The organism is Roseibium album (assembly GCF_001404515.1).
Lineage (GTDB): Bacteria > Pseudomonadota > Alphaproteobacteria > Rhizobiales > Stappiaceae > Roseibium > Roseibium album.
This window is the reverse complement of sequence record NZ_CXWE01000004.1, coordinates 1-25,689: the sequence shown is the minus strand read 5'-3', so window position 1 is coordinate 25,689 and position 25,689 is coordinate 1. Positions and strand designations below refer to the sequence as shown.

Below are 25,689 nucleotides of genomic sequence, written 5' to 3'. Positions count from 1 at the left end.
CTCCCCGAACCGGAATGGCTCAAGTTCAATTGAACCGACCGCGACGCAAAGGATTAGACCGATGAAAGAGATTGTGATTGCAAGTGCTGCGCGTACCGCTGTCGGTAGTTTCGGTGGGGCGTTGAAGGATTCGCCGCCCTGTGAACTTGCAACCACAGTTGCCAAGGCGGCCATCGAACGGGCCGGCATTCAGGCGGATCAGGTCGATCAGGCCTTTTTCGGCAATGTGATCCATACCGAACCGCGTGACATGTATCTTTCCAGAGTAGCCTCGCGTCAGGCCGGAGTACCTGATCATGCACCAGCCCTTACGATGAATCGACTGTGCGGCAGCGGCTTGCAGGCTGTCGTTTCGGCTGTCCAGGCCATTTCGATGGAAGATGGTGAAGTGGCTTTGGTGGGAGGCGCTGAAAACATGAGCAGGGCAGGCTACCAGCTGCCGGGTGGCCGTTGGGGACAGCGTATGGGCGACGCACAGGTTGTCGACATGATGACCGGCGCCCTGCACGATCCGTTCGGGATCGGGCACATGGGGGTTACAGCGGAGAATGTGGCTGACCGATACGAGATATCCCGTCAACGGCAGGACGAATTCGCCGTTGAGAGCCATCGTCGTGCCAGCGAAGCCATTCGTGAAGGGCGCTTCAAGGATCAGATCGTGCCGTTGAGCGTCGGACGGCGGGGCAAGGAAAAGGTTTTTGATACCGATGAACATGTCCGCCATGAAGCCACGGTTGCCGATATGTCCGGATTGCGGGCGGTTTTCAAGAAAGACGGCATGGTTACAGCGGGGAATGCCTCGGGTCTCAATGACGGCGCTGCCGCCATCATTATGCTGAGCGCAGAAAAAGCGGAAGAGCTTGGTGTCAGGCCGCTCGCACGGATTAGGTCCTACGGGGTGGCAGGTGTCGATCCGGCCGTGATGGGGATTGGTCCGGTTCCGGCAATGCAGATCGCGATGAAACGCGCCGGCATCGGTGCCGACGACCTGGATGTCGTGGAGAGCAACGAAGCCTTTGCCGCGCAGGCCTGTGCGGTCAATGATCTGCTTGGCCTGTCGGATGCGAAAGTGAACCCCAATGGTGGCGCTGTTGCGCTTGGTCATCCAATCGGTGCAACGGGAGCAATCCTGATGACGAAGCTTGTGCATGAACTCGTCAGAACAGAAAAACAACTGGGTGCGGCAACCATGTGTATCGGCGGCGGGCAGGGCATCGCCGTCATCGTCGAGAATGTCGCCGGCTGAGTTGTCTCGGGCCGCTGTCACTGCCTTGTCGTCGCATCGGCCCAGATACAAATTGGAAACGGGAGACGTGAGCGATGAGGTTCGCACTTGCAGCCCTGTTTTTGGCGCTGACGACGGTTTCGGTTCTTGCAGTGGATCCCGAAGATGAGGGATCAACGCCTCCGGAACCGACACCGACCTCGACGAAGTGTCCCGATGGCGAAGCCTGGGATGATGCCACTGGTCGCTGCATTGATCTCGACGCCCGGATATTCACCGACAGGGATCGCTATCTTGCTGCACGAGAACTGGCCTATGCAGGCAGGCTGACTGGAGCGGGTCGCGCTTTGGACGCGATCTCGGATCAGTCGAGCTCCCGTGTTCTGACTTATCGCGGGTTCATTGCGCGCAAATCCGGAGACTGGCCCCAAGCCGAGACTTACTATGCGTTGGCGCTTTCGGCCGATCCGGACAATGTGCTGGCGCGCGCTTATCTTGGAATGGGGCTTGCCGAATTGGGTGAGCTTGACGCGGCGGGCAAACAACTCCGGGAGATCCGCAACCGTGGCGGTCGCGAGACCTGGCCCGAGCGCGCGCTGATCATGTCTATCCGTTCGCGTGGTGTTGCATCATATTGAACTTGATGAACCGATTTGTTCGATAACGTGATCGTGCCACTGGAAACGTGAAAGAGGCGGGCAGAAAATAAATTTGAGTTCCAGTGAATAATATCGATTTCCAGGTGTCTACAGGGCATCGAGTTTAAAGCGGGAGAATGAAATGAAATTTGTTATTGCACCAATTGTCGCTGCGATGAGCATGATCGGGGCGCAGGCATACGCGGGCGAAACGCCTTCCAACCCGGAAGCCAAAGTCTATTTTGTAAATCTTGAAGACGGAGATTCAGTCAGCGGTCCGGTGAAAGTGGTTTTCGGCCTGAACGGTATGGGAGTTGCCCCGGCTGGGACCGAAAAAGACAATACCGGCCATCACCATCTACTTCTGAACCGCCCTCCGATCGGTCAGGGAGAAGACGGCGCGGATGAGTTCATCTACAATCTTCCGGCAGATGAGAACCACATCCACTATGGTGGTGGCCAGACCGAAACGATGCTCGAACTGGCTCCCGGTACCCATACACTGCAGCTGGTACTCGGGGACCTCAATCACGTTCCACATGATCCGCCCATCTACTCTGACGTGATAACAATCACGGTAGAGTAATCCCATGCGATTTCCGGCGGCGTTTCTGCCGCCGGCGTGCTGGAAGATCACATGAAACCTCGCTCCGTCAGGGACTTGCTGCCGCGTTCTTTGCCCTCCATATGGCGATTTGCGCTCAGCTTGACGGGTGATGTTGAGATGACCAACGATCTGGTGCAATCGACCTGCCTGCGCGCAGTCGAGAAAGCTGATCAATTTCGCTCGTCAGGAAGTTTTGAGGGCTGGTGCCTGCAGATTTGCCGCTCGATCTGGCTGAATGAATTGCGTAACCGGGCAAGTCGGCAGGACAAGGCATTCGCAACCCTTGATGTCGATCAGATCCCGGATCTGGCCCCCGGGATAGAACACAACCTTTATGCCAAGGAAATCATTTCCAGGGTCATGACGTTGCCTGATGCGCAACGAAGCGTGGTTGAGCTGGTTTTCGTCCAACAATTCACATATTCGGAGGCCGCGGTCATTCTCGACATCCCAATCGGCACCGTTATGAGCCGGCTGCACGCATCGCGAAAAGCGCTCAAGGAATTTGCCGGGGTGACGAAGCGTGAAATGAGAAAGGAGCAGAAGTGACTTATTCGGATCAGGAACTTCTGGCCTTTCTGAACGGCGACCTCGATGGCAAACGCGCTGCCGAAATCGAACAGACGATGCGTGTGGACCGGGACCTGGAAAGTCGGGTCATGGCGCTTGACCCGGTTGCATCACCGGTTCGCGAGGCGATGATCGCTCTGCCAGGCAGGCACATTCTAAAGGACCTTGAAAAATCAGCATTCGTTTCAGATGTATCAGCCGGCAAAAGCCGGCAATGGCTGAAACTGGCGGCTGTCCTGGTACTTGGAGCTGTTATGGGTGGCAGCGCCATGTGGATCGGGAGGCCCGCTTCCGAAGATTGGCGAGGGCGCGTCGCGCAATATCAGTCACTTTATGTCGCCGATACAGTCCGGCTGACGACCGCCACGTCCGACGTTTTGAAACGGCAAATCGATGCAGCCAGTGAACGCCTGGGACGCCCGCTGGAAATATCGTCGTTGGAGGCCCCGGAAGCACTCAGATTGGCGAGGGTTCAGGTTCTCGGTCTTGATGACGCTCCATTGATACAAATTGTCTACCAGGATGGGAACGGCACTCCCTTTGCGCTTTGTGTCACCACTGCAAAGCAACCAGCTGAAGGCGACAAAACCAGTTCCGAAATGCTTCACGGACTGGCGACGACCGCATGGCAGGACGGGTCTTACCGGTTTATTTTTGTCGGCGGCAATGATCTTTCAATGACCGGGCAAGTCGCCGCGCAACTCAAGGCGCTTTTGTAAAGCCGAGGCGTCGTGACGTTCCTGGTTGGTTCTGGCACGCTGTGGCTCAAGGTCGGAGATGGACAATACGATCCGGTCGTCACGATGTATCATGATCAGGGGCAAGTCGCGATCAAGCTGCTCGGTTTTGATCAGGGCGCTTCAGTACTGGCCGGATTGCCTCTTCGGGTCACGACGCTGGCACACGGAACTGCATTTGATATTCCAGGGAAAGCTATCACAAATTTTCTTCCCACCAAGAATGCGTTCACCATGTGTCCGAACATGGCAAGCAACCGCGGTGCTACAGATGGTGTCGCAACGAATGTTTCGGAGCTCGAAGAGCGGACAGTGTCGTAGCGCAGGTCTGCGTTCAAGTGTTCCGCTTCAGGACTCTCACGCACCTTCGGATTGGATCTCAGCCTCCGGAGACTGGAGCAGCTGTCGCAAAAGAGGCGCTGGCTATCCCCTTCGTGTTTCGTTCTGCCTCAAGCCGGGCAATCTTGCGATCGATTTCAGTGCGATCAAGCAGGCCGTGAATGTTATTGCGGCTCGGCATCAACTCGGCGAAGTGCAGGTAGCGTTCCTGCGCGACGGCGTGCAATCGACGTAGCTCGGCCAGCGGGTCTCCATGATCGTCAGCACGTATATCAAGCCAGGGATGGTCATCATCATGAACAATCTTCAGGGCTGCTGATTGCCGCCCGCGTTTGTCTCCCCCCGCAGTCTCGGCTGCTTCCATGGCAGTCATTAATCTTTGTTCGAGCGGCAAGGTAATGTTTGCCTGATAGGTTTCCATCGCAGCCTCAACCACTTGTGGTCCGGCGAGCATGTTTCCTGCCACGGTGACACCTTTCTCGACAAGGTGGCCGCACCAGCTGACACATTTTTCGCCCGTAAAAGCTGCCGTGCGGCCTTTGGAGTCAATCAGATGGATCTGGCGGGAATGAGCTCCCTGGTCGCGACCAACGACGGTATCGATGACCTCTTGCGCCGACTTTCCAGAACGAAGCATGATCAACCCTTCCGTTCCGTAGATCGGGCTGACGAGTGCCTGTGTGGCAATTGCCCCGACACGGCCAGCAAGGTGTGGAACGACGGCCCCTGCGGCAAAAAACCGGCTGGCGACAGCGACCCCGTAATGTCCTGTCCCGTTGTCTTGGGCGACAATCGAAAATGTCATATCGCGTCCCTTTTTCTTATCGCCCGGCTGCGTAGGCCTGCATCAGGCGCGGGGTTGCGCCTGCGCGCAGGAGGCCACCAGGGTCACGTGCCGCCACAGTCAGCCGACCGATCGTCCAGGCATCGGCAACTTCCACCGAATGACCCTGTTTCCTGAGGCTTGCAAGCGTGTCTGCGCCAAAACTCTCCTCCGCCATGATATGGCCCGGTTGTCGCTGACGCGGATGGAACGATGCTGGAAAGTGGGTGGTGTGAAACAGAGGCATGTCGAGGGCTGCCTGAAGGTTCCCTTCGTGATGCACGAGCCGCAGGAAGAGGGCCAGTTGCCACTGATCCTGCTGATCGCCACCCGGAGTGCCGAAGGCAAGTGCGGTACCATCCTCGTGAAACGCAATGCTTGGTGTGAGCGTCGTGCGTGGACGCTTGCCAGGAGCGAGGGATCCTGGCAGTCCATCCTGAAGCCAGTACATCTGGGCGCGGGAGTTCAGTGCAAAACCGAGACCTGGAATGATCGGGGATGACTGCAACCAGCCACCGGACGGTGTTGCAGACACGATGTTACCCCAGCGGTCAATCACGTCAATATGGACGGTGTCGCCCCGCTTCTCGGACAGATGAGCCATCGTCGGTTCGTAAACTCCGGATTCGGAAATCCCGGCTCCATTGATGACTTCCAGTGTGCGCTGGACCTGGGTCTCGAAGCCTGGAATCGTGCCTGGAAGCAAATCGGCAGATGCAATTTCGGAGATCAGGGATCGCCGTGCTGCGTTGTAGTCATCCGACAAAAGAACGTTTAGCGGAACATCACAGAAATCGGGATCGCCGTAGTAGGCTTCCCGGTCCGCAAAGGCAAGTTTCATGGCTTCGGTCACAAGATGAACGAATTCCGGTCCGGACGGGTCGAGGGATTCAAGGTCGAAACCGCGCAAGAGGGAAAGAGACTGAAGCAGCACCGGTCCCTGGCCCCACGGCCCCGTTTTCAAAACCGTCCAGCCTTTGTAACTGGCGCTGACCGGATCTTCGTAGGTCGCTGAATATCCGGAAAGATCATCCGTTGAAAGTACGGCCTTGTGGCGGGCTCCGGAACCGTCCATGACTTCTGCAGTCTTCAGGTAGTTGCCGATCTCCTCGGCAATGAAGCCACGATAGAAGCAATCGCGAGCCGCATCGATTTGTCGTTCGCGCACGGACTGGGTTTCAGCTTCCTGCAGAAGCCTTGACCAGGTCTCCGCGAGAACGGGGTTCTTGAAAATCGAATCCGCTTTCGGCACAGCGCCACCGGGCACCCAGGTCTGATACGACGTTGGCCACTCGGTTTCGAAGAAGTCCTTCAGTCCCGTGATTGTCGCGCTGACCCTCGGTAGCAGAGGATGTCCTTGGTTTGCGTAATGAATTGCCGGTTCCAGCACAGTTCTCAATGGCAGAGTTCCATGGTCTCTCAGGAGCAGCATCCAGCCGTCAAAAGCACCAGGAATGACAGTCGCAAGCAGGCCATTGCCCGGAATAAGATCCAGATTCTCTGACCTGTAGTGGCCAATCGTCGCCGTGGCCGGGGCAGGCCCCTGTGCGCATAGGACCTTGGTTTCATTCTGGCTTGCATTGTGCAGCAGGATGGGCAGATCGCCGCCAGGCCCATTCAGATGTGGCTCTACAACCTGAAGAACCAGGCCTGTGGCAACAGCGGCATCGAACGCATTGCCGCCGAGTTCCAGCATGCGCATTCCCACTGCGGTGGCAATCCAGTGTGTCGACGTGACGACACCGAAGGTGCCTTTGATCTCGGGTCTGGTGGTAAAAGCTGTCATATGGAAATCCGGGTTTGAGCGTTTCCTGATTGTTTTTATGTTTCTCGGGGATCGAGCGCGTCGCGCAGCCCGTCTCCCAGAAGGTTGAAGCCGAGGACCACCAGAAAGATCGCAATGCCTGGCCACATTGCCATCCAGGGAGCCTGGGTCATGAAATTCTTGGCGACATTCAGCATTGATCCCCAGCTGGGTGCTGGAGGTTGCTGGCCGAGTCCGAGAAACGACAGACTTGCTTCTGCAATAATTGCCGTTGCGATTGTCAGGGTCGCCTGAACGAGAATTGGCGCAAACACATTCGGCAGAATGTAGCGCACCAGTATGATCGGGGTCGGAAGACCGATCGCATGTGCGCCCTCGACATAGTCTTCTGTCTTGACTGCCAGAACTTCGCCGCGGGTCAGTCGAATGAAAATCGGCATTGCCGAAAGACCGATCGCAATCATCGCATTGGTCAGGCTCGGACCCAGGAACGCGGCAAGCGCGATCGCCAGGATCAGGAACGGTGTCGCCAGAAGTGCATCTGTCGCACGCGATATGATCTGGTCAATCCAGCCGCCGAAATAGCCTGATATCAATCCGAACGGAACACCGACCGAAACGGCGATCAAAACTGAAACCACACCGGCAAGCAGTGACGCCTGTGCGCCCCAGATCATCCTGGAGAGTATGTCGCGGCCGAGTTCGTCGGTGCCAAGCCAGTGTGCTGCGGAGGGCGCATTGCGAATGGCACCCCAGCTGGTCGCTGTAGGGTCGGCAATCGGCAACAGGGGAGCGAGAGCGGCAATCGAGATGAAAAACACGACGAGCAGAAAGCCGACAAAGGCACTCTTGTTGGCCTTGAGTTTGTTCCAGGCCCGGTTTCCAGACCGTGGCTGCTCTTTGGAACCGGCAGCAGGGATATCACCAGCGACGCTCACAATGCGGTCCTCATGCGTGGATTCAGGAGGAAATACAGGACGTCGGCGATAAGATTCATGAGGATGAAGCCGACGGCAGTGCACATGACGACACCCTGGACCACCGCGTAATCCCGCGTGAAGACGGCGTCGACGATGAGTTTTCCGAAGCCGGGAATGGTGAAAATCTGCTCGGTAAGGACTGCACCCGCGAGCAGTTCGCCAAACAAAAGGGCGCTCAGGGTCACGATGGGAAGCAGCGCGTTACGGAAGGCATGTTTCAGGACAACGACGCGTTCCCGCAGTCCTTTTGCCCTGGCCGTGCGGACATAGTCCGCGCGCAGGATTCCGAGCATCGCCGAACGCGTGTGGCGCATCAGTGTTGCAGCCAGCGCAGTGCCGAGGACAAAGGCCGGCATGATCATGGTCTCAAGGGATCGGACCGGATCGACGAAAGGAGATTCATAACCGGATGCCGGAAGCCAGCCGAGATTGACGGAAACAAGCATGATCAGCATGATGCCCAGCCAGAAGTTCGGTATCGAAAGGCCGGAAAGCGCAATGATGTTCGCGGCATAGTCGACCGCGGTACCTTTCCTGACTGCGGATACAATGCCCGCGGGTATGCCGATGATCATCGCGATGAACATAGCCATTACAGCCAACTGGATTGTCACCGGCAACTTGTCTGCGATGAGTTCCAGAACAGGTTGGTTGGTTCGCAGCGAAATTCCGAAGTCTCCCTGCAACATGGCGCTGATCCAATAAAAATACTGCGTCAGGATCGGCTCATTGAGATGATACTTTTCCCGGATAAACGCCAATGTCTCCGGGTCGCGCTCTTCTCCTGCCAGAACCAGTGCCGGATCTCCCGGAAGAAGTTTCTGCAGGAAAAAGACGAACACCGAGACCAGGACAATGGTCGGAATGGCTATTGCCAGTCGTCTTGCGATGAAAGACAGCATTTTGGAGTTCCGCCGGTGACCGGGACCCGGCGAAAATGCCGGGTCCCTTGATTTTCTGGTCTTACTTGAACTTCACGTTCTCCAGACGGATCATGCCATCCGGATAGGGGGTGAAGCCTTCCAGCTTGTCCGAAAGCGCCCAGATCCAGGTGACGTGGTAGAGATAGATGAGCGGCATGTCCGCATTCAGGATGTCACGCGCCGCGTCATATTTCTCCTTGCGGATTTCCAGGTCCGTGGATGTTCTGGCCGCGTCCAGAAGGGCGTCTATCTCCGGATTGCAATATTTGCTGTCATTGATACCGCCCTCGCAGGTCACGAACTGATGGATGTTGCCATCCGGGTCTACGCGTCCCGACCATCCGATCTGGCTTGCCTGGTAATCGCCCGCAGACTGGTCCGACAAAAGGCTGGCGAATTCCATCGACTTCAGTTTGACATTGAAACCGGCTTCCGCGGCCATCGCCTGAACAACCTGCATGAGCTGTGTTTGAACCGGGTTGTTTGCGACCTGCACTTCAACATCAAGGCTGTCATGACCGGCTTCTTTCAAGAGAGCCTTTGCCTTCTCGACATCTCTGGACGGAACCGGATGGTCCTTGTCGTACCACGGACTTGTCGGGGGGAAGGGCTGGTTGCCAGGTGCGAATGCACCTTCAAAAACGACCTGGTTGATTGCGTCGCGGTCAAGAGCGAGGCTGAATGCTTCCCGAATTCTTGCGTCCTGACCGACGGGATTGTTGGCGCGGTCACCATTGCCGACATTTACCGTAATGCCCTGATAGCCGAGGCTGACTGCCTCTTCGTATTGCAGAGAATCATCACCTTTCACTGAAGTCGCATCCGTTGCCGCGAGACGCTCGAGCATATCAAGATCGCCGGAGCGCAGATTTGCGAGGCGGACGGTCGTGTCCGGAATCGGCAGGAAGGTGACCTTGTCGAAATTGATGGCGTCCGCATTCCAATAGTCGCCAAACTTCTCGAGCACGATCCTGTCTTGCGCGATCCTTTCCGCGAATTTGAATGGACCGGAGCATATGGGATTTGCACCGAAATCCACACCGGCCGCGGCGGCGGCTGTTGGCGACAGCATCATGCCGGATCGGTCGGCAAATTGTGCCAGAAGGGTCGCGTCGGGTCCTTTGAGCTTGAACTGCACCTGGTGCGGACCAGTGACTTCAACGGACTGGATGGTTTTGACTTCACTCTTGCGCCGACTTTCCGGCAGGTTCTGGGAGCGGTCGATATTGGCCTTGACTGCTTCCGCATCAAACGGCGTGCCGTCGTGAAACGTGACGTCTTCGCGCAGATCCATCGTCAGCGTCAGGCCGTCGTCTGACCATGACCAGCCAGTGGCCAGTTGAGGAACGATTTCGAGATCGGGTGTGATGTCGACCAACTTGTCGCACAAGGACGCATAAACGATACGGCCAACAAATGTCCGCGACTGATCCGGATCAAGAACGTCGGGATCTTCCTGCAGGCCGATGCGAAGGTCAGCTGCCATAGCAGGAGCGATTACCGTCGAGGCACTGAGGAGCAGTGCTGCTAGGAGAGATTTACGCATTTTTGTCTTTCCTCTGGGTGGTGGTGACAACGGGGGAGGAGGATGGGCCATTTGACATTTTTTTCCGGCTCCACTCCCGGTAAAGGGAAAATCGTTTCGCAGTGGCCACACTTCGGGGCGGCTCTTGTTTTTGTCGGGTCTGGTCTTCGGTGACCTTCCGCCAGTGATGGCAGGCCACCTGTCGCGTTCCGTCGGTGGTTTCCAGCGTGGGGCCGTCAATTCCGCACCGTTCGTCAGCTTGTCTGCATCGCGTGTGGAAGCGGCATCCTGACGGAGGGTTCAACGGCGAGGGGATATCTCCCGGAAGGTCGGCATGCATCGAACGCATGCCGGGGGCGGGCACGGGAATCGCGCGCATCAGGGCCTGGGTGTAAGGATGCCGGGGAGCACCATAGACGGTCTCCGTGTCGCCGATTTCGACGACTTCGCCGAGATACATGACCGCAACCCGGTCACTCATGTGACGGATGACGGCAAGGTCATGAGCAATCAGGATCAGCGTCAGGTTGAATTCGGACTTCAGGTCCTCAAGCAGGTTGATGACCTGCGCCTGAACGGAAACATCGAGTGCGGAGACGGGCTCGTCGGCAACGATCACACTTGGATCGCTAGCCAGAGCGCGGGCGATGCCGATGCGCTGCCGCTGACCGCCCGAAAACTCGTGCGGGTATCGGTCCGCCATGCTGGAACGAAGGCCGACCCTTTGCAGCAGGCCGGCAACCTTCTGCCGCCGTGTGGTCTTGTTGTCCTGCGTGTGGACAGTCAGCGGTTCTTCAACGATTGCACCGACCGTCATTCTCGGATTGAGCGACGAAAACGGATCCTGAAAGACAAATTGCAAATCCTTGCGCAGCCGGCGCATGTCGCGTGCTGGAAGATGCGCAATGTCATTCCCTTCGTATAGAACCTGACCTTTCGTCGGTTCAAGGAGACGGACAAGAGTTCGGGCAAGCGTGGATTTTCCGCAACCGCTCTCACCCACGATTGCAAGCGTTTCACCGCGTCTGACAGCCAGGTCTACGCCATCGACGGCTCTGACAAATGTTCTTTGCTGGAACAGGCCGCCGCCTCGCGTGAACGTGCGTCCGAGCCCGCGCGCTTCCAAAATGGTGTCCTGAGCAAAGTGCTTCATAACGCTTCCGCCAAATGGTTTTCGAGCGGTGCGAGGTGACAGGCCGCCAGGTGCCTGTCCGACACTGCCGACAGTGCAGGAGCTTGCGCTTCACAGGTTACTGTCGTGAACGGGCAGCGGGGTGCGAAGCGGCAACCGGAGGGCATCCTGTCTATTGTCGGAACCATCCCGGCGATTGTTGTCAGGCGGCTTTGCCGCTCGCCAAGGGAGGGAAGGGAGCTCATCAGGCCGATGGTGTAGGGATGCTGCGGGTCATCAAAAATGGCCTGAACCGGTCCTTGCTCAACAATTTTCCCGGCATACATCACCGCCACCTGGTCGGCGATTTCGGCAACAACGCCAAGGTCATGCGTGATCATGATCAGGGCGGTTCCGGTTTCCTGCTGAAGCGTTCTCATAAGATCAAGAATCTGCGCCTGGATGGTCACGTCGAGCGCGGTTGTCGGTTCGTCGGCGATCAGCAGGTCAGGGTCATTGGCAAGTGCCATGGCGATCATCACCCGCTGCCGCATTCCGCCTGAAAGCTGATGCGAATAGTCGTCGAGCCTTTCAGATGCGGCAGGTATTTTCACCCGTTCCAGCATTTCCAGCGCTCGGCGGCGCGCATCTGCCGGACTGACCGCCCTGTGACGGAGCACGCCTTCGGCGATCTGGTCTCCGATACGAAAGGAAGGGTTCAGCGACGTCATGGGCTCCTGGAAAATCATCGCCATGCGATCACCACGCAAATCCGCGCGGGTTTTTGCAGGCAAGGACAGCAAGTCCTTTTGATCGAACGAGATGCGCCCGCTTGCGATCTCCGCCGGGGGCATCGGCAAGAGACCCATCAGTGCGAGCGCGGAGATGGATTTGCCGCATCCGCTCTCTCCAACGATGCACAGTGTCTCCCCGCGGTCGACACCAAATGAAATGCCGTCAACCGTGTTTGCAGTCGCGTTCTTGAAGCGGATTGCAAGATTTTCGACCGTCAGCAGGCGCGATCCGGCGGTGACATCCGATTGCATTTCAAGGCTCTCAACCATTGTCGGCAGTTTCCGATGTCTGAAAAAGCAGCCGTTCCTGGAGAGTCAGGAGATGCTGACGCATCAGGCGTTCGGCAGAGACCGGATCGTGACGTTCGATGGCGTCCACAATATCGGTATGCTGTGCCTTGTATTGCGTGACCGTTTCGCGGGTTCGCAAGGCTTCGCGCACATGACGCCAGCTTTCGTTCTGCCGCATGCGGTCGACAACGTCGAAGAGTGCCAGGAACAGGGCGTTGCCGGCGGCTTTTGCAATTGCCCGGTGGAGGGCACCGTCCCACAATTCTCGGCCGTCCATGTCGTGCGCTTCACCGACCTTGTCCGCGATGTGACGCATCTGGACAATGTCCTGCGAGGTTGCGCGGATAGCGGCCAGTTGCGCCAGGGCTGGTTCCAGGCGAAGGCGCACTTCCATGACTTCGAGCATATTGCTCATTTCCGGCAGTTTGCTGAGTTGATGGTCACCTTCGCTCGGTTTGGAGCCGATAAACGTGCCGGCACCCTGCCGTCGCCAGATGAACCCTTCGGTTTCAAGCACTTCCAGCGCCCGTCGAACGGCCCGGCGTCCGACACCAATTTGCTCGGAAAGGTCCCGCTCCGTCGGCAACTGGCGCACGCCGTCCAATGCCAGTTGATCGACGAGAATACGCAGACGTTCCAGTGCCAGGCTGGAGTTGCGCTGCGTTGGACGATCTTCAGTCATGGCGGAATCTTTTATGGAACCAATTTGAATTGGTTACATCATTTGTTCCTTTTCAGATTTTTGCAACTCCTTGGAATGCAAAAAGTGGAGAGGCGTCGGAAAAATTCCGATTTTGTAAACTTAAGTTACTGTAAGATAATATATTTTTAATTATCAAAAACGTTCCTGCAAGCCGGTTTGCCGCAGCTCAAAAATATGACACTTTACCTTCCAAGGGTTCGCATTGAGAAAATTGGTCTCTAAACCAGGCAAATATTTGTCCTGAGAACGTGCATGGTCACCCAACGACCGGTCGGTTTACGAATTTACTCAGGGGGGCGGACTTTTCTTTTGAATTTTGAGGCGGTTGGTGGCCAGGGATTTGGTTGACGGGTGAAGATTGTGTTTGAAATGTTATAAAATTACGTCTAGGCATTGCTGTGCCAGTTATTCATGTTTTCAAGTGTTCTGGAGACCGCCTTGCCAAACAAGAAAATCAAATCTGTCTTCACCGTTTCGTTGAGCCTTGTTGCTCTGGCGGCGATGGCGTTTGTCATTCCCGTTAACCGTGCGCAAGCCGCTGATAAAACAATGCGTATTGCTGTACCATTCGGACCCAAGTCAAGTGTACCTGATCCCCGAGCAAGGCAAAATGGGTGGCTCAGCAACCGTGCCGGCGTCTCCGAAACGTTGATCAGCCTTGGTTATGACATGGCATTGCAGCCTCGGCTTGCCGAGAGCTTTTCAAATGTGTCTCCGACCGAGTGGAAGCTGACACTTCGACCTAATGTCAAATTTCACGACGGCTCGATAATGACGGCTGAGGATGTGAGGGCCTCGTTCGAAAAGCTGGATCAAGAGGGCCATCCGGCACACAATCCGCGCCTGTCGAAATTGCTTGGACTGGACGCTATCACAGTTGAGGACCCTCACACGCTGGTGTTCAAGACAAAAACCCCAAATTCCGCATTTCTATGGTCGTTGACCGAACCATCGGCCGCAGTCATGAGAGAGGGCACTGACGACCTGCCGCTTATTGGCACCGGTCCATTTGTTTTTGTCACTGCCGAAACCGACAAGACCTATCGGACACGAAAGTTTGCAGACTATTGGGGTGGGGATCCAAAGCTTGACGCCATCGTCATGGACGCACTTTCAGACTCATCCGTTGCAGCTCTCGCATTGCAAGCCGGAGACGTCGATCTGGTTACCAACTATCCCGAGCCGGATTTTGCGGAATTGAAAAACAAGGGCGAAGGACAACTGTTTTCCAATCCAACCACGAGGCTTTTCTTTTTTCAGGTCCGGACCGCCGATGGGCCGCTTGCCAATGAATCGTTGCGCACGGCGATATCCCTTGGTCTGGATCGGGATACCATTGTTGCCGCTTCCTTGAATGGGGTGGGTGGAGAAGTCGCCAATGGCATTTTCCCGACCTCAATGGAATCCTGGGTAAATTCCGGTCTGTCCCTGAAGTACGATCCCGAACAAGCCAAAGCGGTTTTGGATCAGGCCGGCATCAAGGATACCAATGGCGATGGCAATCGTGAGCTTGAAGGTGTCGAGGTTTTACTCAAGATTCGCTCATACGAAGGTCGTGCGGCCCTGCGGCCCACGCTGGAAATCACCCAGGCGATGTTGCAGCAGATCGGTATCAGGTCGGAGATTTCCATGGCCGAATATGATGCCAATAACGAGGCGTTGAAAGCTGGCGAAATCCAGATGCACCTTCAGGCTTGGGGCACGGCACCACTCGGTGACCCAAACTATTTCCCGAGCACACTTGTTGAATCGGGCGTCGGGTATAATTTTTCCGGTTACTCAAATCCTGAACTTGACGACCTTCTGGTGAAGGGCCGTGAAAGTTTCGACGATGAAGTGCGCAAGGATTACTATGATCGCATCCAGGAAATCATAAACACGGATCTGCCGCTGATTCCGGTTTTTCACAAAACTCAGGTTTCTGTCGGAAATGGCAAAGTGGACGGCTACCGGATCCATCCGGCTGAAACCTATCTTGTAACACCGGACCTGACGCTTGCGGACTGACAACAAAGCGCTGCTAAAAGTAGAAAACCTGTCGGCGCGTATCGACCGGCAGGTGGTGCTCGACAATCTGAGTTTTGAAGTCGACCAGGGTGAATGCGTCGCGGTTGTTGGTGGTTCAGGAGCGGGTAAATCAACTCTCCTGAGATGCATGATGGGTCTGACGCGCCCGGCGAGCCCCTATCGCGGTTCCTTGTGGTTCGGCGGCACGGAACGTTGTTTTACATCGAAAAAGCAGCACGCCAGGCCAGAAGGTATTGCTTTTGTCCCGCAAAATCCGGACCACGGATTTGATCCCCTCAAGCGTCTGAACTGGCAATGGCGCCAGGCTGCGCGAATCGTCACCGGAAGTTCCGCGTTCAACGCTTCGCAACAGGCCCTGATGGATAGCCTTGGCCTTCGTTCCTTTGGTAGCAGCTTTCCTCACCAGTGGAGCAGAGGCATGCAACAACGGCTGTTGTTGGGAATTGCACTGCTTGGTAAACCGCGGTTGTTGATCCTTGATGAGCCCACATCCGCGCTTGACTCGTTGATTGCAGCCCAGGTCTTGCGCACGGTGATGACTTACGCTCAAGAGCAAGATATTGCACTGCTGATCGTAACGCATGACCTGGCTCTTGCAGCGCGCTTTGCGACGCGAACCGCGATTATGACAGCCGGGCAAATCGTGGAATTTGGCGAAACTTCAAAACTGCTGGACGAGCCGAACACGGCTTATGGGAAATTGCTTGTGAGTCATCGCAACTGGGAGGTTGCCGTGAGTCATGGAGATACCGTTTCCGCGGCTGCGGAATGACCTGATATCATGTTGCGTGTTGAAAATCTTGGTGTCCGCATTCACGGCGAGACAATATTGGACGCGATTTCCTTCTGTGTGCAACAGGGACAAACTCTTTGCATCGCCGGTGAGAGCGGTTCGGGGAAAAGCAGCTTGTTGCGTGCTCTGAACGGACTTTTGCCGGCGGAATTTGGAAGCCTGGCATTTCACCCCAAATCCAGCGAGCCGACCGAACTTGAAGGACGATGGCGCGGTGTTCGCGGTTTGCCAGGTAGCCGGTGGGTCATGCAGGATCCGATTGCCGCTTTAAATCCGAAGTTGCCGCTTGGAGTTTCCATCGGAGAGAGTGTCTTTTCAAAGAATCTTTCTGCGACAGAGCTGAATGATGCGGTTTCAGACGCACTTTCCGAGGTCGAACTTCTTCCAGAGCTTGCAGTCCGTCGCCCTTCTGAAGTCTCCATGGGGCAGGCGCAACGTGCCTGTCTTGCCCGTGCGCTGGTTGCCCGGCCAGACCTCATTTTTTTCGACGAGCCGCTCAGTGCACTCGATGCAATCGTTCAAAAGCAGGTGGCGGCCACGATGCGGCGTATTCAAATGCGTTATGGAACAACATTTATCATCGTGACCCATGATCTCGGATTTGCGGCGACTTATGCCGATCATGTGCTTGTCTTGCGAAATGGCAAGATAGAGGCCAACCAAAGCGCCGGAAATTTCTTCAGGTCCCCGGAAAGCCGATATTGCGAAGAATTGATTCTGGCTGCCAGGGAGCTGGGTGGACTACCAGAGGTCGTTCCAGCAAAACAAGGACCCGGGGAAGCTCGATCATGTTGACATCGAGCCTCCGTGTTGCACCTTTCCTTTTTGCACTCTTCCGCCGACTTCTGAGCCTTTTCTGCGTCCTGTTCGGCGTTAGTCTCATTACGTTCGCAATGACTTACTTTGCACCGGGTGACAAAGCCGAAGCAATTGCCCATGCCCGCTACCCGGATGTGCAGGCTTTTCCGCCAGAAATTCTGGAAGGAATTCGGGAGGAATTCTCGTTGAACGAGCCGTTTTTCGTTCAGTTCTTCCGTTGGTTGTTCCGTTTCGTCCAGGGTGACTTCGGCAACTCCTTCGCCTCCAATACGCCGGTTTGGGACATATTTGTCGGCAATGTCACCGAGACGCTCTCGCTCACGACGACTGCGCTGCTTATTGGGCTGCTTGCCGCATTCGCACTCAGTTCAGTTGCTGTCTGGAGACCGGGCAGCCATTTCGACCGGGCCGCGGTCGCCCTGGCGTCAATTGGTGCGGCCATGCCGAATTATTGGCTCGGTCTGCTTCTGATCCTTTTGTTCGCAGCTCATTTGAACTGGCTTCCAGCCTATGGCACGGGTTCACCCCAGCATCTGGTGCTGCCTGCGATCACACTGGCGTTCTGGATCACCGCATCGCAGACCAGGCTCTTGCGTGCATTCTTTCTGGAAGCAAAGTCGGCGCCTTTTGTGGAAACATTGAGATTGCGCGGTGTGAGCGAAAGTGAAATTTTCTGGCGCCATATCCTTCGTCATGCGGCCATTCCCGCGCTCACCATGATTGGTCTGGACATTGCCAGTCTTCTTGAAGGGACCGTCATCGTCGAGTTGACTTTCGCACGTGGAGGTATCGGTTCGCTCTTGGCCGGCTCCGTGCTCTCCCGGGACTATCCCATGATCCTTTTTCTGGTGATGTTCTCTGCGCTTGTCTACGTCTTCATCAATTCCCTGATTGAACTGCTACAGGATGCGCTGGATCCAAGGATTTCGTTTCTCAAGCCACCAAAACACGATCGATCATATGAGGCCCGGTCATGACATTCCAAATCCAGGCCGAGTTTTCCGAAGAAACCGATCTGCAAAAAACCAAACACGGCAAGGACCTGAACCGGTTCCTGTTCCGGCTTGGGGTGATGGTTCTTTGCGTGCTGGCAGTCGCGACCACCGGCTTCCTGTTATCGCCCTATGCTCCAAATTCGCCCGATTTTCTAAATCGACTTTCTCCGCCCTCGGAGGCGCATTGGCTTGGCACCGACCAGCTTGGCCGCGATATTGCGACAAGATTGCTTTACGGAGGCATTTGGTCCCTCGGGCTGGCATTTTTGATTACGTTTGTTGGCGCCGTCATGGGGACAATGATCGGCCTTGTGGCGGGCCATTTCGGACGGGCGGCCGACGTTGTGCTGATGCGTATGACGGACAGCTTTTTTGCTTTTCCGGAATTGATCGCTGCGGTGACCATCGCAGGAGTTTTGGGTCCGAGCACGGCCAATATGGTCTTCGCCCTCATTCTGGTCGGCTGGATGAAATTTGCGCGGCTTGTTCGAAGCCTCAGCATTGACCTGGTGCATCGTGATTTCGTGGTGCAGGCTCGCCTGAATGGTTTGCCATCCACGCTCATCCTGTGGCGTCACATACTACCGAATATCGGACCCAGCCTGTTGGTGCTATGGACCAACGCCTGGTCCAGAAGCATTCTGTCCATATCCGGCTTGAGTTTTCTGGGGTTCGGAGTGCAGCCCCCGAATGCGGAATGGGGTGCCATGCTGCTCGATGGCAAGGCCTATATGCAAACGGCTCCTTATCTCATGATTTTCCCAGGCGCGGCCATTCTTTTGTGCGTTCTTGCCATCAATCTGGCGGGCGATCGGTTGCGCGACCTTCTGGGCGGAAATTCAGTAGGGACGGGCAAATAACGATCATGGATCTCAAGGGAATCGGTCTACGGATCGGCGCAACGGCATTCTTTACGCTGATGGTCCTTTTCATCAAATGGCTGTCCGACACGGTCCCTGTTGGACAAGTAGTCTTTTTCAGAAGCGCCTTTGCTCTGATTCCGCTGGTTTTGTTCCTGGTTTGGACACGAGATTTTTCTTCCGGCCTCAAAACGAACCGGCCTGGAAGTCATGTGATCCGTTGCGTCCTGGGCTGCCTTGCCATGTTTGCAAGTTTTGCCAGCCTGAAGTACCTGCCGTTGTCTCATGCTTCCATCATCGGCTATCTGGCACCGGTTCTGGCTGTTGTTCTGGCGGCAATCCTGCTTGGCGAAACCGTCAACGGCGCCCGCTGGTTTGGCGTCCTCTTCGGATTTGCCGGCGTGCTCGTTCTGGTGCTTCCAACGATCGCCGAGGCAAATGTTGACACATCATATTTTCTTGGTGTCGGTCTGGCGTTGGCAATGGCAATTCTGACCGCAGGTGCAAAGGTTCAAATCCGAAGTCTGGCGCTGACGGAAAATGCCGGTGCCATTGCGTTGTACTTTGCACTCACGTGCACAGTTGCTGGCCTTGCCACACTGCCGTTCGGCTGGACGCTGCCCGACTGGAATCAGCTTGGCTTGTTGGTATGCACGGGAATTGCCGGTGGTATTGCGCACATCCTGATGACGCTGAGCTACCAGTATAGCGAAGTCTCCAAGTTGGCCGCCTTTGAATACCTGTCTCTCGTTTTTGCTGTGATCGCAGATGTGCTGTTTTTCGATATTCTGCCAAAGCCAGCGTTTTATGCCGCTGCGGCCTGCATCGTCCTGGCAACACTGGTTGTAGCGCTCAAGGACGGCCATCACAAAGGCCAAACGGCTTTTCGCTAAAGGTTCCGGCGGAACACGGCAGTACTGCTGGCAGCGAGGCATGCTCTCCAGCTGACCTCGTGTTGATCGCCAGGTTCGGCTGGTGGCGCATCGAACTCGACTTTCTGCAGGACAACAGGACTGGATTGTCTGCATAACAAGTGTTTGAGACACCGAAAACTTGATTTCCGAAAATTCAGAGCTGACATCTGAACGACCTGCGATCGATCGCACGCTGCGATCTCGCGCCGGTCATTCATGTGTGCGGTATTTTGCGATCAACTGTTCGTCGTCGAATTTCCATCAACAATATCGTTCAGGTCCGATCCATTGCTCTGCCGAATAACGATCCCCGTGGGCCCAGCCAACGGGCAGCACAGCCTCGATACGGTCCAGATCCGTTTTCGTGAGGTTCAGCGCTGCCCCCGCGATGCATTCGTGCAAGTGTTCTACAGACCGGGTGCCGGGAATCGGGATCACATGAGGTCCGCGCGACAGCAACCAGGCATTCGCCAGTCCCGCCGCCGAAGTTCCCATCTCTGCCGCGAGTTTTCGGAAGCCTTCTGAAATGCGCAGGTTTTCAGACAGGTTCGGCTCGGTGAAGCGCGGGTTGCCGGCGAGGAACGGCAGGTCCCTTATCCGGTCGCGCGAGATCGGGTTGTCCGTCAGCAGCGAGCGACCGACTGGCGAGAAAGCAACCATGGCGACGCCAAGTTCCGCGCAGGTTTGAACCAGTCCAAGATCGGGAAATCGCGTGGCGAGTGAATATTCCGACTGAACGGCGGCGACTGGAAAGGCGTTCATCGCCCGGCGCAAGGTCGAGGGCGCAATTTCGGACAGCCCGATCGCGCGAGCCTTGCCCTTTTCAACCAGACGACCAAGATTTGCCGCCGTTTCTTCCGGTGTAAAGCGTGGGTCACGGCGATGCGCGTAAAACAGGTCCACACAGTCCAGACCGAGCCGTTGCAACGACTTGTCCAGTTCGGACTCAAGATGCTCTGCTGAATTGTCATAAAAGCGATTGCCGTCCGGGTCGCGGGTTATGGTGGCCTTTGTTGCGATCACAAACTCTTCACGCGCACCCGGATTGGCCTTCAGATAGGTTCCGATAGCGTTTTCCGATTTTCCCATGCCATAGACATTGGCTGTATCCAGGTGCGTGACACCCTGATCACGGCAGGTATCGAGAATTGCGTGGCTCTCTGCCTCGTTCGTGGGACCATACATGTCGGAAAAGGACATTCCACCGTAACCGATCGCCCCGATTTCCGGCCCGTTTTTCCCTAATTTGCGTTTTTCCATTTTTTGCCCTCTACCCGTTGGGGAACCTGAATAATTCTGTCTTGGCATGCCATTTCAGGCGCACAAATGCTGAATTGAGGAGCACTGGTGGCGACACGTCATCGGCCAGAGCCTCTCAAGTGGCAATTCAAACTTCGTCACATCGGCTTCAAGCAGCTGCTTTCGGCGAAACTCTACAGTTCATATCTGAAAACGAAAACCCGCCCGATCGTTTCCGATGGGCGGGTCTTGTCTGGGCGCCGGGAGCCGCGCTATGGCCGGTGGTTGCCGGCCTTGGCGCATGTCCCTGCCAGCATAGTATGGCGCACGGAATATGTAAGGCATTGAAAATAAAAAAGTTTATTCCTCAATTTGGCTCAGTCAATCCGGAAATTTTGTCAAAGAAGTAATCAAATGAAAGCAAAGTGTTGCTCAATTTCGGTCGAAACGCCTGGAAAGCTGAGGTCAGGCAAAAAAATACCTCCCGAAAGGGAGGCGCATTCCAACCAGATGTTGATGCGAATGAGGATCGGAAATTTCCGCAGCGCTGAGTATCTAAATCAGGCTGAGGGCGACTGAAGTTCGAACCTGCCAGGCATACAAATTTCGGCTGCCGTAGGGCGTTTCCGTCAGTATGGTCCGCTTATTCTTTGGGCTTTGAATTCGATGTTACTAAGTTGCCGTTCTCATCGATGCCTGCGCCCAAGTTGAGCTGCCGGCGGCGCTCAAAGAACTCTTCTTCTTCTGGCCCTGGATGTGTCATCCGTTCAGTGAATTCATCCAGCCAGAGGTTCGTGGCACCGGAAGACTCAGCAGAGGACCTGTTCCGAAGGGCTGGGGTCGAACTGACGTCGACATTCTGGAGCTTGTCAGGTCTCTTCTTATTGCTCATGTTTGGAAAGCTCCTGCGCTTTCTTTGACGCGATTTCTCGATCGTAGATTGTCGCGTGAACGTCCACAACGGCGAACGCTGGTTCGACCCCCGAACACCGGAGATGCTTCATCAGCGTCTGGAGGTGTATACCCAATCGTCGTGACAGCGAACTTGCGGTCTCAAACTTGTTCATGAAAGCGTCCAGGATTTCGCGCTTCACGATGGTTTGCGGACACCGGTTGACCGGATTGATGGCCGTTTCGGCTTCCAGGCAACCTCGTTGGACGAGTGCTTTGACCACTTTGGTTGAGGTTTTCAGTTTCTTTTCAACCTCCCGCAGAGAATACCCACCATGGTCTTTGCCCCGGACGAGCGACTTCACTTCCTCAGGATCGACAAGAATGGAGAGAAAGCCCGTTTCGTTGGGATCAGTACGGAGCGTACGAAGGCGATGTTCCAGGATCAGTTGCACCACTTCCAAGGTTGAGCAGTTGGCCAGTTTTTGCGCCTTGAGAATTGGAACCAAGTTAGTCTCGTCGTTCGTCACTGGTTTTGTATCTGTTGTAAGATCCGACAGGAACTCATCCATGTCGCACTTCGCGAAAGCATGATGCTTGAAGATATCTGTTCCGCCGGTAAGCCATGGCTTCAGAATGCCTGCTTCGAATAGCAACCTGTCGACGGGCCGCGGCGCGTTAATGTAGTCCCTGACCTGGTTCATCGACATGCTCTGTTCGACACGGTCGAGATAGAACTTTGCGTCGTCAGCATTGAAAAGAATGCGTTCGTCGGTCTGTCCGAGTTGGCTTTGGTCGATGAGCCCGACCGCATGGAGAATTTTTTTCAGTCGTTTTGGATGAGCACCGGTTTCCTGATGAGCGGAATGAACGGAATGCACAATACGTTTTGCCGGGCGCCGGCCGAAGATCTCGTCGTTTGGTCCCATGGGCAACGTCTTAAATGCATGCCCGGTGATTGTCTTCCTGAGATCGTCATAAGCCGTGTCTTCAGTTTCGTGAGCAAGCCATTCGTACAATCGGCCGTAGATTTGTCTTGGGCCCCAGTTTTGGTTTTTGCTTGCAAACTTATGTTGCAAATGATCGAGGTAGTCGCGAATTCCATCTACCCCTTGAATGGCGATGTCAAAGCCTACCTGACCTGCTGCGTACCACTGGTCTTCAGACAAACTCTCTGCGACGACTCTTGCGCCATAAAGTTTTGTCGCGCCGATGATTTCGCAGGCCCGGGCAGAGGCATAAGCGTGAGGGTGAAGGGATGACAGCAAGTTCTCGGGCTGATCTCCGCTGATCCGTTTTTCCAGGTAGATCTCGAGGCTTGAAGGTTCACGGAACTGTGCAGCTAGAACGTGTCGGTTGATGTCCTCCACGAACGGTTGGAGGAGCGGCGAAAAATCATGCACCTTCTGCGGATGGTCCTCGTGCGTAGCCACGACCAAGGGCGTTTTGTGTTTCGAGCAGGTCCGAATGGAGGCGATGTTCCAAGACCAACGCCCGTATGGCCTGACCTTTTCATGGTCAACGTCTCGCTCGAGGTCTTCCTGAATGCAATGAGGACAGACCCTCACTGTCGCTCGACGAAGCGAATTTCTGGAAAACGGTTCTTGCTTAAATTCGAACCAACAGTCGCCGGTGCGTTTGAAGATTGCTGCCGGGAACCGGTCGCCTTCGACGCCAACAAGCTCAGAGAAACGGGCGAGCGCTTCCGGTTTGCCATCGCAAAGAGCCTGGAAATTCATCTCCATGTCGAGACAAAAGTCCCGGGCAGTGTAGCCGGCCTTACTTGCTACGCGTGAAACGTAGCTGGTGACGGTTTCGTCCGGATAGATACAGGGAATGTAGACGGAGTCCAGTTCCATGCTCAGGCCCCCCGAACGATCTTGAGACGGCGTTTTTTCGGCTGCGGTACTTCGTCCTCTTCTTTGTCTTCGGGGAAAAGAGTGTTTCGGACGTCAATATTCTGCCATTCGACGTCTTCGGCAAAAACATTGTGTTCGGGGCGACAGCCGGTTCTGGCCTCAAAAGTAAGCTCGAAGTCGCCCATGAGGGGCATGTTTCGTCGAGCTTTCAACGCCTTGCAAAGAGCGTCCTGGACGATTTCAATCAGATATCCGGTTCTGCCCTCTGCGCCGTGCATGAGGCGACTGCAAAGTTAGTTCATCGGAAGATTCTGGTGTTCAAGTTTCGCCTTCTTGCAATAGTTTTTGATGATCCGTTGGACTGTCTGGAGATCATTTGCGCACGGTGTCATCAGATCAAGGCGGACAAATGTGCAGCGACGGCGCAATTGAAAGTTGCTTTCAATCACGGCCGCCAGGTTGGGCATTCCGGACAAAACCAACCAAACCGGCCAATCTTCGTCTTGCATGAGCCCCTTCAAGGTGTCACAGACTTTGATGGAATCGTTGGGGTTCTCAAGCTGGGTGAGGTGTTGCAACTCATCAAGATGCAGGAAGCGAATGCCGTGGAGCTTGAGCTGGTCTCGCACCTTGCGCCAAACAACATTTTCCCGCAGATCACGTTGGACCGGATAGCCTAGCGCTTGAAGGACAGAGGTACCCAGTTGCTTCAGGGTGCACGGGGATGGCGCTTTGATCGAAATAATCCGAAACGGGCTTTTGCGATCATTCATTCCGAGAGATTCAAAGGCGCGTTCAAGGGATCTTGATTTGCCGACACCGGATGCGCCTACGATGGCGAGCGTGCGGCCTTCTTTCAATCTCCCCACATGGCTCAATCCCATTGTTTCGACAGCGTCGGTGTAATTTTCAAAGGTGTCGAGAAGGTCGTTCAGCCTGTCGAGAAGGTCTTCGTCACTTTTCTGAGGGAAATAGGTGTGCTGAAGTTCTGCCTCAAGCTTCGTGATCTCAGCCGATCTCTGCCGTCGGCCAGGCGCATTCGGGCCAGGCGATTGTGCTTCAGCGGCGGGGGTATGGTAATTCGAAGTTGTCATGTTAGTCCTCCAAAATGTAGTCATCGTCATCGTCGTCGCCCAGGAACGGCGGAGCGTCTTGGATGTGGGTAATTGGGCTGTCTGGATCGTGTTTGGTCTGGGCAGTTTCATTGGGTTCATCGAGCCCAAGAATGTCGCCCTCAAAGTCTTCATCGACCCTCAGACGGTCGTCTGAAAAATGGGCGTCAAGTTTGGCGAGGTTGTCAGCCGTGAAGACTGGGGAGGCAATGCTCCGGTTCTTGCGGCTCTCGTCCGAGAGACGGCGAAGATCCGCGAGTGCCTTCTTGACGAGCGCTTCTGACTGGGCAGCCTCTTCTCCATACTGTGCCAACAGGCGTTGCCGACTGGCGACATGCGCTTCGAGGGACGTTCCGTGCATCTCCTTCGTCGTGCAAGGAACCTTGAGCCAACCCTTAGGCGTATCCACGGAGATGTGCCCGATATCGTCCGGATCGAAGCGTACTCTCAGTTGTCCGGTTCGATATTCCCGACGGATGCTCTGAAGCTCGGTGGACTGGTACTTGTTGGAGTAAAGCTGGATCCCTTCACTCCGAAGGCGGCGTTCAACGGTAATCCCGAAGCATGCGCGCAAGGCATCTTCATTGGGAGCGAGCGGAACCCCGACCCTTTTCCGCAGAGAAAGCCAGCAATTTCTTGGCGTTTGTCCACCCAAACCTTCGTGCGGCGTGTTGTGGTAGACATCAACCACCCAGCGGACGAGCGCCTGGGCGAGTTCTTCGATCGTAAGAGATGCGCGCGCACCTGCGTCGTAGTCACCTTTCTCGACAACGTTGCTGAACGTGCGTCCGTCAAATCCTGAGATCAGTTTGGTATGGATGGTGCTGAACACGCGCTCGATGGATCCACGCAGATACGGTGCACCGGCGACGGTGTAGTCGACGGCAATTCCGGCATCGATTGCGGCAGTGCTAAATGCACCGGCGGTATAAGCCGGTCCGTTGTCCACCCTTACCGTCTGGATGCGACCTGCCATGTCCCAAGGTGTTTCGCAACCGGCAGCTTTGGCGAAATCATCCTTGTCGGACATCGCCATTTTCAAGGTTGAAATTGCGAGGTCGGTCGTCGCCGTGGGCGCCAGCTGCATTGCCAGTGATCCTCCCCCTTTGAAGTGGTCCGCCGTTATGTTTAGGAAAACGGAGGATCCA

General features: G+C 55.5%; 25 protein-coding genes. 12 read left to right on the top strand and 13 right to left on the bottom strand.

Going from position 1 to position 25,689, the window contains the following annotated elements; all coding sequences use genetic code 11:
• Window positions 1-61 precede the first annotated feature (61 nt).
• The 6 genes from bktB to LA5095_RS13235 all read left to right on the top strand — a co-directional run bounded on the left by bktB (window position 62) and on the right by LA5095_RS13235 (window position 4,098).
• Window positions 62-1,246, top strand: a complete 1,185-nt coding sequence (gene bktB, locus LA5095_RS13260) for a beta-ketothiolase BktB (RefSeq protein WP_055115766.1) — start codon at window positions 62-64, stop codon at window positions 1,244-1,246.
• Between the two features lie 74 nt (window positions 1,247-1,320).
• Complete coding sequence (locus LA5095_RS13255; protein ID WP_055115764.1) at window positions 1,321-1,863, top strand: tetratricopeptide repeat protein; 543 nt, start codon at window positions 1,321-1,323, stop codon at window positions 1,861-1,863.
• A 142-nt stretch (window positions 1,864-2,005) separates the two neighbouring features.
• On the top strand, window positions 2,006-2,449 hold the full coding sequence (locus LA5095_RS13250; protein WP_055115762.1) for a DUF4399 domain-containing protein: 444 nt from the start codon (window positions 2,006-2,008) through the stop codon (window positions 2,447-2,449).
• A 51-nt stretch (window positions 2,450-2,500) separates the two neighbouring features.
• A complete protein-coding gene (locus LA5095_RS13245; RefSeq protein WP_055116795.1) occupies window positions 2,501-3,019 on the top strand; it encodes an RNA polymerase sigma factor in 519 nt (172 codons plus the stop codon).
• The gene (locus LA5095_RS13240; RefSeq protein WP_055115760.1) at window positions 3,016-3,759 is read left to right on the top strand and encodes a hypothetical protein; all 744 of its coding nucleotides are present in this window, start codon (window positions 3,016-3,018) and stop codon (window positions 3,757-3,759) included. The genes LA5095_RS13245 and LA5095_RS13240 overlap by 4 nt, the downstream gene beginning before the upstream one ends.
• Window positions 3,760-3,771: 12 nt before the next feature.
• Window positions 3,772-4,098 (top strand): 4-hydroxythreonine-4-phosphate dehydrogenase PdxA, encoded by a 327-nt coding sequence (locus LA5095_RS13235; RefSeq protein WP_055115758.1) that lies wholly within the window; start codon window positions 3,772-3,774, stop codon window positions 4,096-4,098.
• Between the two features lie 58 nt (window positions 4,099-4,156).
• Here the strand turns inward: LA5095_RS13235 and LA5095_RS13230 are convergent, their stop codons facing one another.
• The 8 genes from LA5095_RS13230 to LA5095_RS13195 all read right to left on the bottom strand — a co-directional run bounded on the left by LA5095_RS13230 (window position 4,157) and on the right by LA5095_RS13195 (window position 13,010).
• Window positions 4,157-4,921: a DUF1028 domain-containing protein gene (locus LA5095_RS13230; RefSeq protein ID WP_055115756.1), complete on the bottom strand. Its 765-nt coding sequence runs from the start codon at window positions 4,919-4,921 to the stop codon at window positions 4,157-4,159.
• A 16-nt stretch (window positions 4,922-4,937) separates the two neighbouring features.
• Window positions 4,938-6,725 (bottom strand): gamma-glutamyltransferase family protein, encoded by a 1,788-nt coding sequence (locus LA5095_RS13225; RefSeq protein ID WP_055115754.1) that lies wholly within the window; start codon window positions 6,723-6,725, stop codon window positions 4,938-4,940.
• 35 nt (window positions 6,726-6,760) lie between these two features.
• Entirely contained in the window at window positions 6,761-7,624 is an 864-nt protein-coding gene (locus LA5095_RS13220) for an ABC transporter permease (protein ID WP_055116792.1), read from the bottom strand.
• Between the two features lie 14 nt (window positions 7,625-7,638).
• The gene (locus LA5095_RS13215; protein ID WP_055115752.1) at window positions 7,639-8,586 is read right to left on the bottom strand and encodes an ABC transporter permease; all 948 of its coding nucleotides are present in this window, start codon (window positions 8,584-8,586) and stop codon (window positions 7,639-7,641) included.
• Window positions 8,587-8,647: 61 nt separating this feature from the next.
• Window positions 8,648-10,153 carry an ABC transporter substrate-binding protein gene (locus tag LA5095_RS13210; protein ID WP_055115750.1) on the bottom strand — a complete coding sequence of 502 codons (1,506 nt, stop codon included), beginning with the start codon at window positions 10,151-10,153 and terminating at the stop codon, window positions 8,648-8,650.
• The gene (locus LA5095_RS13205; RefSeq protein ID WP_055115748.1) at window positions 10,146-11,285 is read right to left on the bottom strand and encodes an ABC transporter ATP-binding protein; all 1,140 of its coding nucleotides are present in this window, start codon (window positions 11,283-11,285) and stop codon (window positions 10,146-10,148) included. The genes LA5095_RS13210 and LA5095_RS13205 overlap by 8 nt, the downstream gene beginning before the upstream one ends.
• Complete coding sequence (locus LA5095_RS13200; RefSeq protein ID WP_208992685.1) at window positions 11,282-12,307, bottom strand: ABC transporter ATP-binding protein; 1,026 nt, start codon at window positions 12,305-12,307, stop codon at window positions 11,282-11,284. Before LA5095_RS13200 ends, LA5095_RS13205 begins: the two co-directional genes overlap by 4 nt.
• Entirely contained in the window at window positions 12,300-13,010 is a 711-nt protein-coding gene (locus tag LA5095_RS13195) for a FadR/GntR family transcriptional regulator (RefSeq protein ID WP_055115746.1), read from the bottom strand. Before LA5095_RS13195 ends, LA5095_RS13200 begins: the two co-directional genes overlap by 8 nt.
• Before the next feature lie 459 nt (window positions 13,011-13,469).
• On the opposite strand from LA5095_RS13195, the gene LA5095_RS13190 reads away from it, so the two are divergent.
• The 6 genes from LA5095_RS13190 to LA5095_RS13165 are packed head-to-tail and all read left to right on the top strand — an operon-like array spanning window position 13,470 to window position 19,419.
• A complete protein-coding gene (locus LA5095_RS13190; RefSeq protein ID WP_055116788.1) occupies window positions 13,470-15,038 on the top strand; it encodes an ABC transporter substrate-binding protein in 1,569 nt (522 codons plus the stop codon).
• Window positions 15,028-15,831 (top strand): ABC transporter ATP-binding protein, encoded by an 804-nt coding sequence (locus tag LA5095_RS13185; protein WP_208992684.1) that lies wholly within the window; start codon window positions 15,028-15,030, stop codon window positions 15,829-15,831. The genes LA5095_RS13190 and LA5095_RS13185 overlap by 11 nt, the downstream gene beginning before the upstream one ends.
• 9 nt (window positions 15,832-15,840) lie before the next feature.
• Window positions 15,841-16,647, top strand: a complete 807-nt coding sequence (locus LA5095_RS13180; RefSeq protein WP_082442399.1) for an ABC transporter ATP-binding protein — start codon at window positions 15,841-15,843, stop codon at window positions 16,645-16,647.
• Complete coding sequence (locus LA5095_RS13175) at window positions 16,641-17,648, top strand: ABC transporter permease (protein WP_055115745.1); 1,008 nt, start codon at window positions 16,641-16,643, stop codon at window positions 17,646-17,648. The genes LA5095_RS13180 and LA5095_RS13175 overlap by 7 nt, the downstream gene beginning before the upstream one ends.
• Window positions 17,645-18,526: an ABC transporter permease gene (locus LA5095_RS13170; RefSeq protein ID WP_055115743.1), complete on the top strand. Its 882-nt coding sequence runs from the start codon at window positions 17,645-17,647 to the stop codon at window positions 18,524-18,526. Before LA5095_RS13175 ends, LA5095_RS13170 begins: the two co-directional genes overlap by 4 nt.
• A 5-nt stretch (window positions 18,527-18,531) precedes the next feature.
• Window positions 18,532-19,419 (top strand): DMT family transporter, encoded by an 888-nt coding sequence (locus LA5095_RS13165; RefSeq protein WP_055115741.1) that lies wholly within the window; start codon window positions 18,532-18,534, stop codon window positions 19,417-19,419.
• 282 nt (window positions 19,420-19,701) lie between these two features.
• Here LA5095_RS13165 and LA5095_RS13160 read toward each other — a convergent pair whose 3' ends face one another.
• From LA5095_RS13160 to LA5095_RS13130, 5 genes are all read right to left on the bottom strand, one after another.
• The gene (locus tag LA5095_RS13160) at window positions 19,702-20,700 is read right to left on the bottom strand and encodes an aldo/keto reductase (RefSeq protein ID WP_055115738.1); all 999 of its coding nucleotides are present in this window, start codon (window positions 20,698-20,700) and stop codon (window positions 19,702-19,704) included.
• An 860-nt stretch (window positions 20,701-21,560) separates the two neighbouring features.
• The gene (locus LA5095_RS13145) at window positions 21,561-23,429 is read right to left on the bottom strand and encodes a TniQ family protein (protein WP_055115732.1); all 1,869 of its coding nucleotides are present in this window, start codon (window positions 23,427-23,429) and stop codon (window positions 21,561-21,563) included.
• Window positions 23,430-23,431: 2 nt separating this feature from the next.
• Window positions 23,432-23,707 (bottom strand): hypothetical protein, encoded by a 276-nt coding sequence (locus tag LA5095_RS13140; protein WP_055115729.1) that lies wholly within the window; start codon window positions 23,705-23,707, stop codon window positions 23,432-23,434.
• 15 nt (window positions 23,708-23,722) lie between these two features.
• On the bottom strand, window positions 23,723-24,523 hold the full coding sequence (locus tag LA5095_RS13135) for an ATP-binding protein (protein ID WP_055115727.1): 801 nt from the start codon (window positions 24,521-24,523) through the stop codon (window positions 23,723-23,725).
• A 1-nt stretch (window position 24,524) separates the two neighbouring features.
• Window positions 24,525-25,689, bottom strand: a 1,165-nt coding sequence (locus LA5095_RS13130; RefSeq protein WP_208992683.1) for a TnsB C-terminal domain-containing protein, incomplete at its 5' end; no start/stop codon positions are given.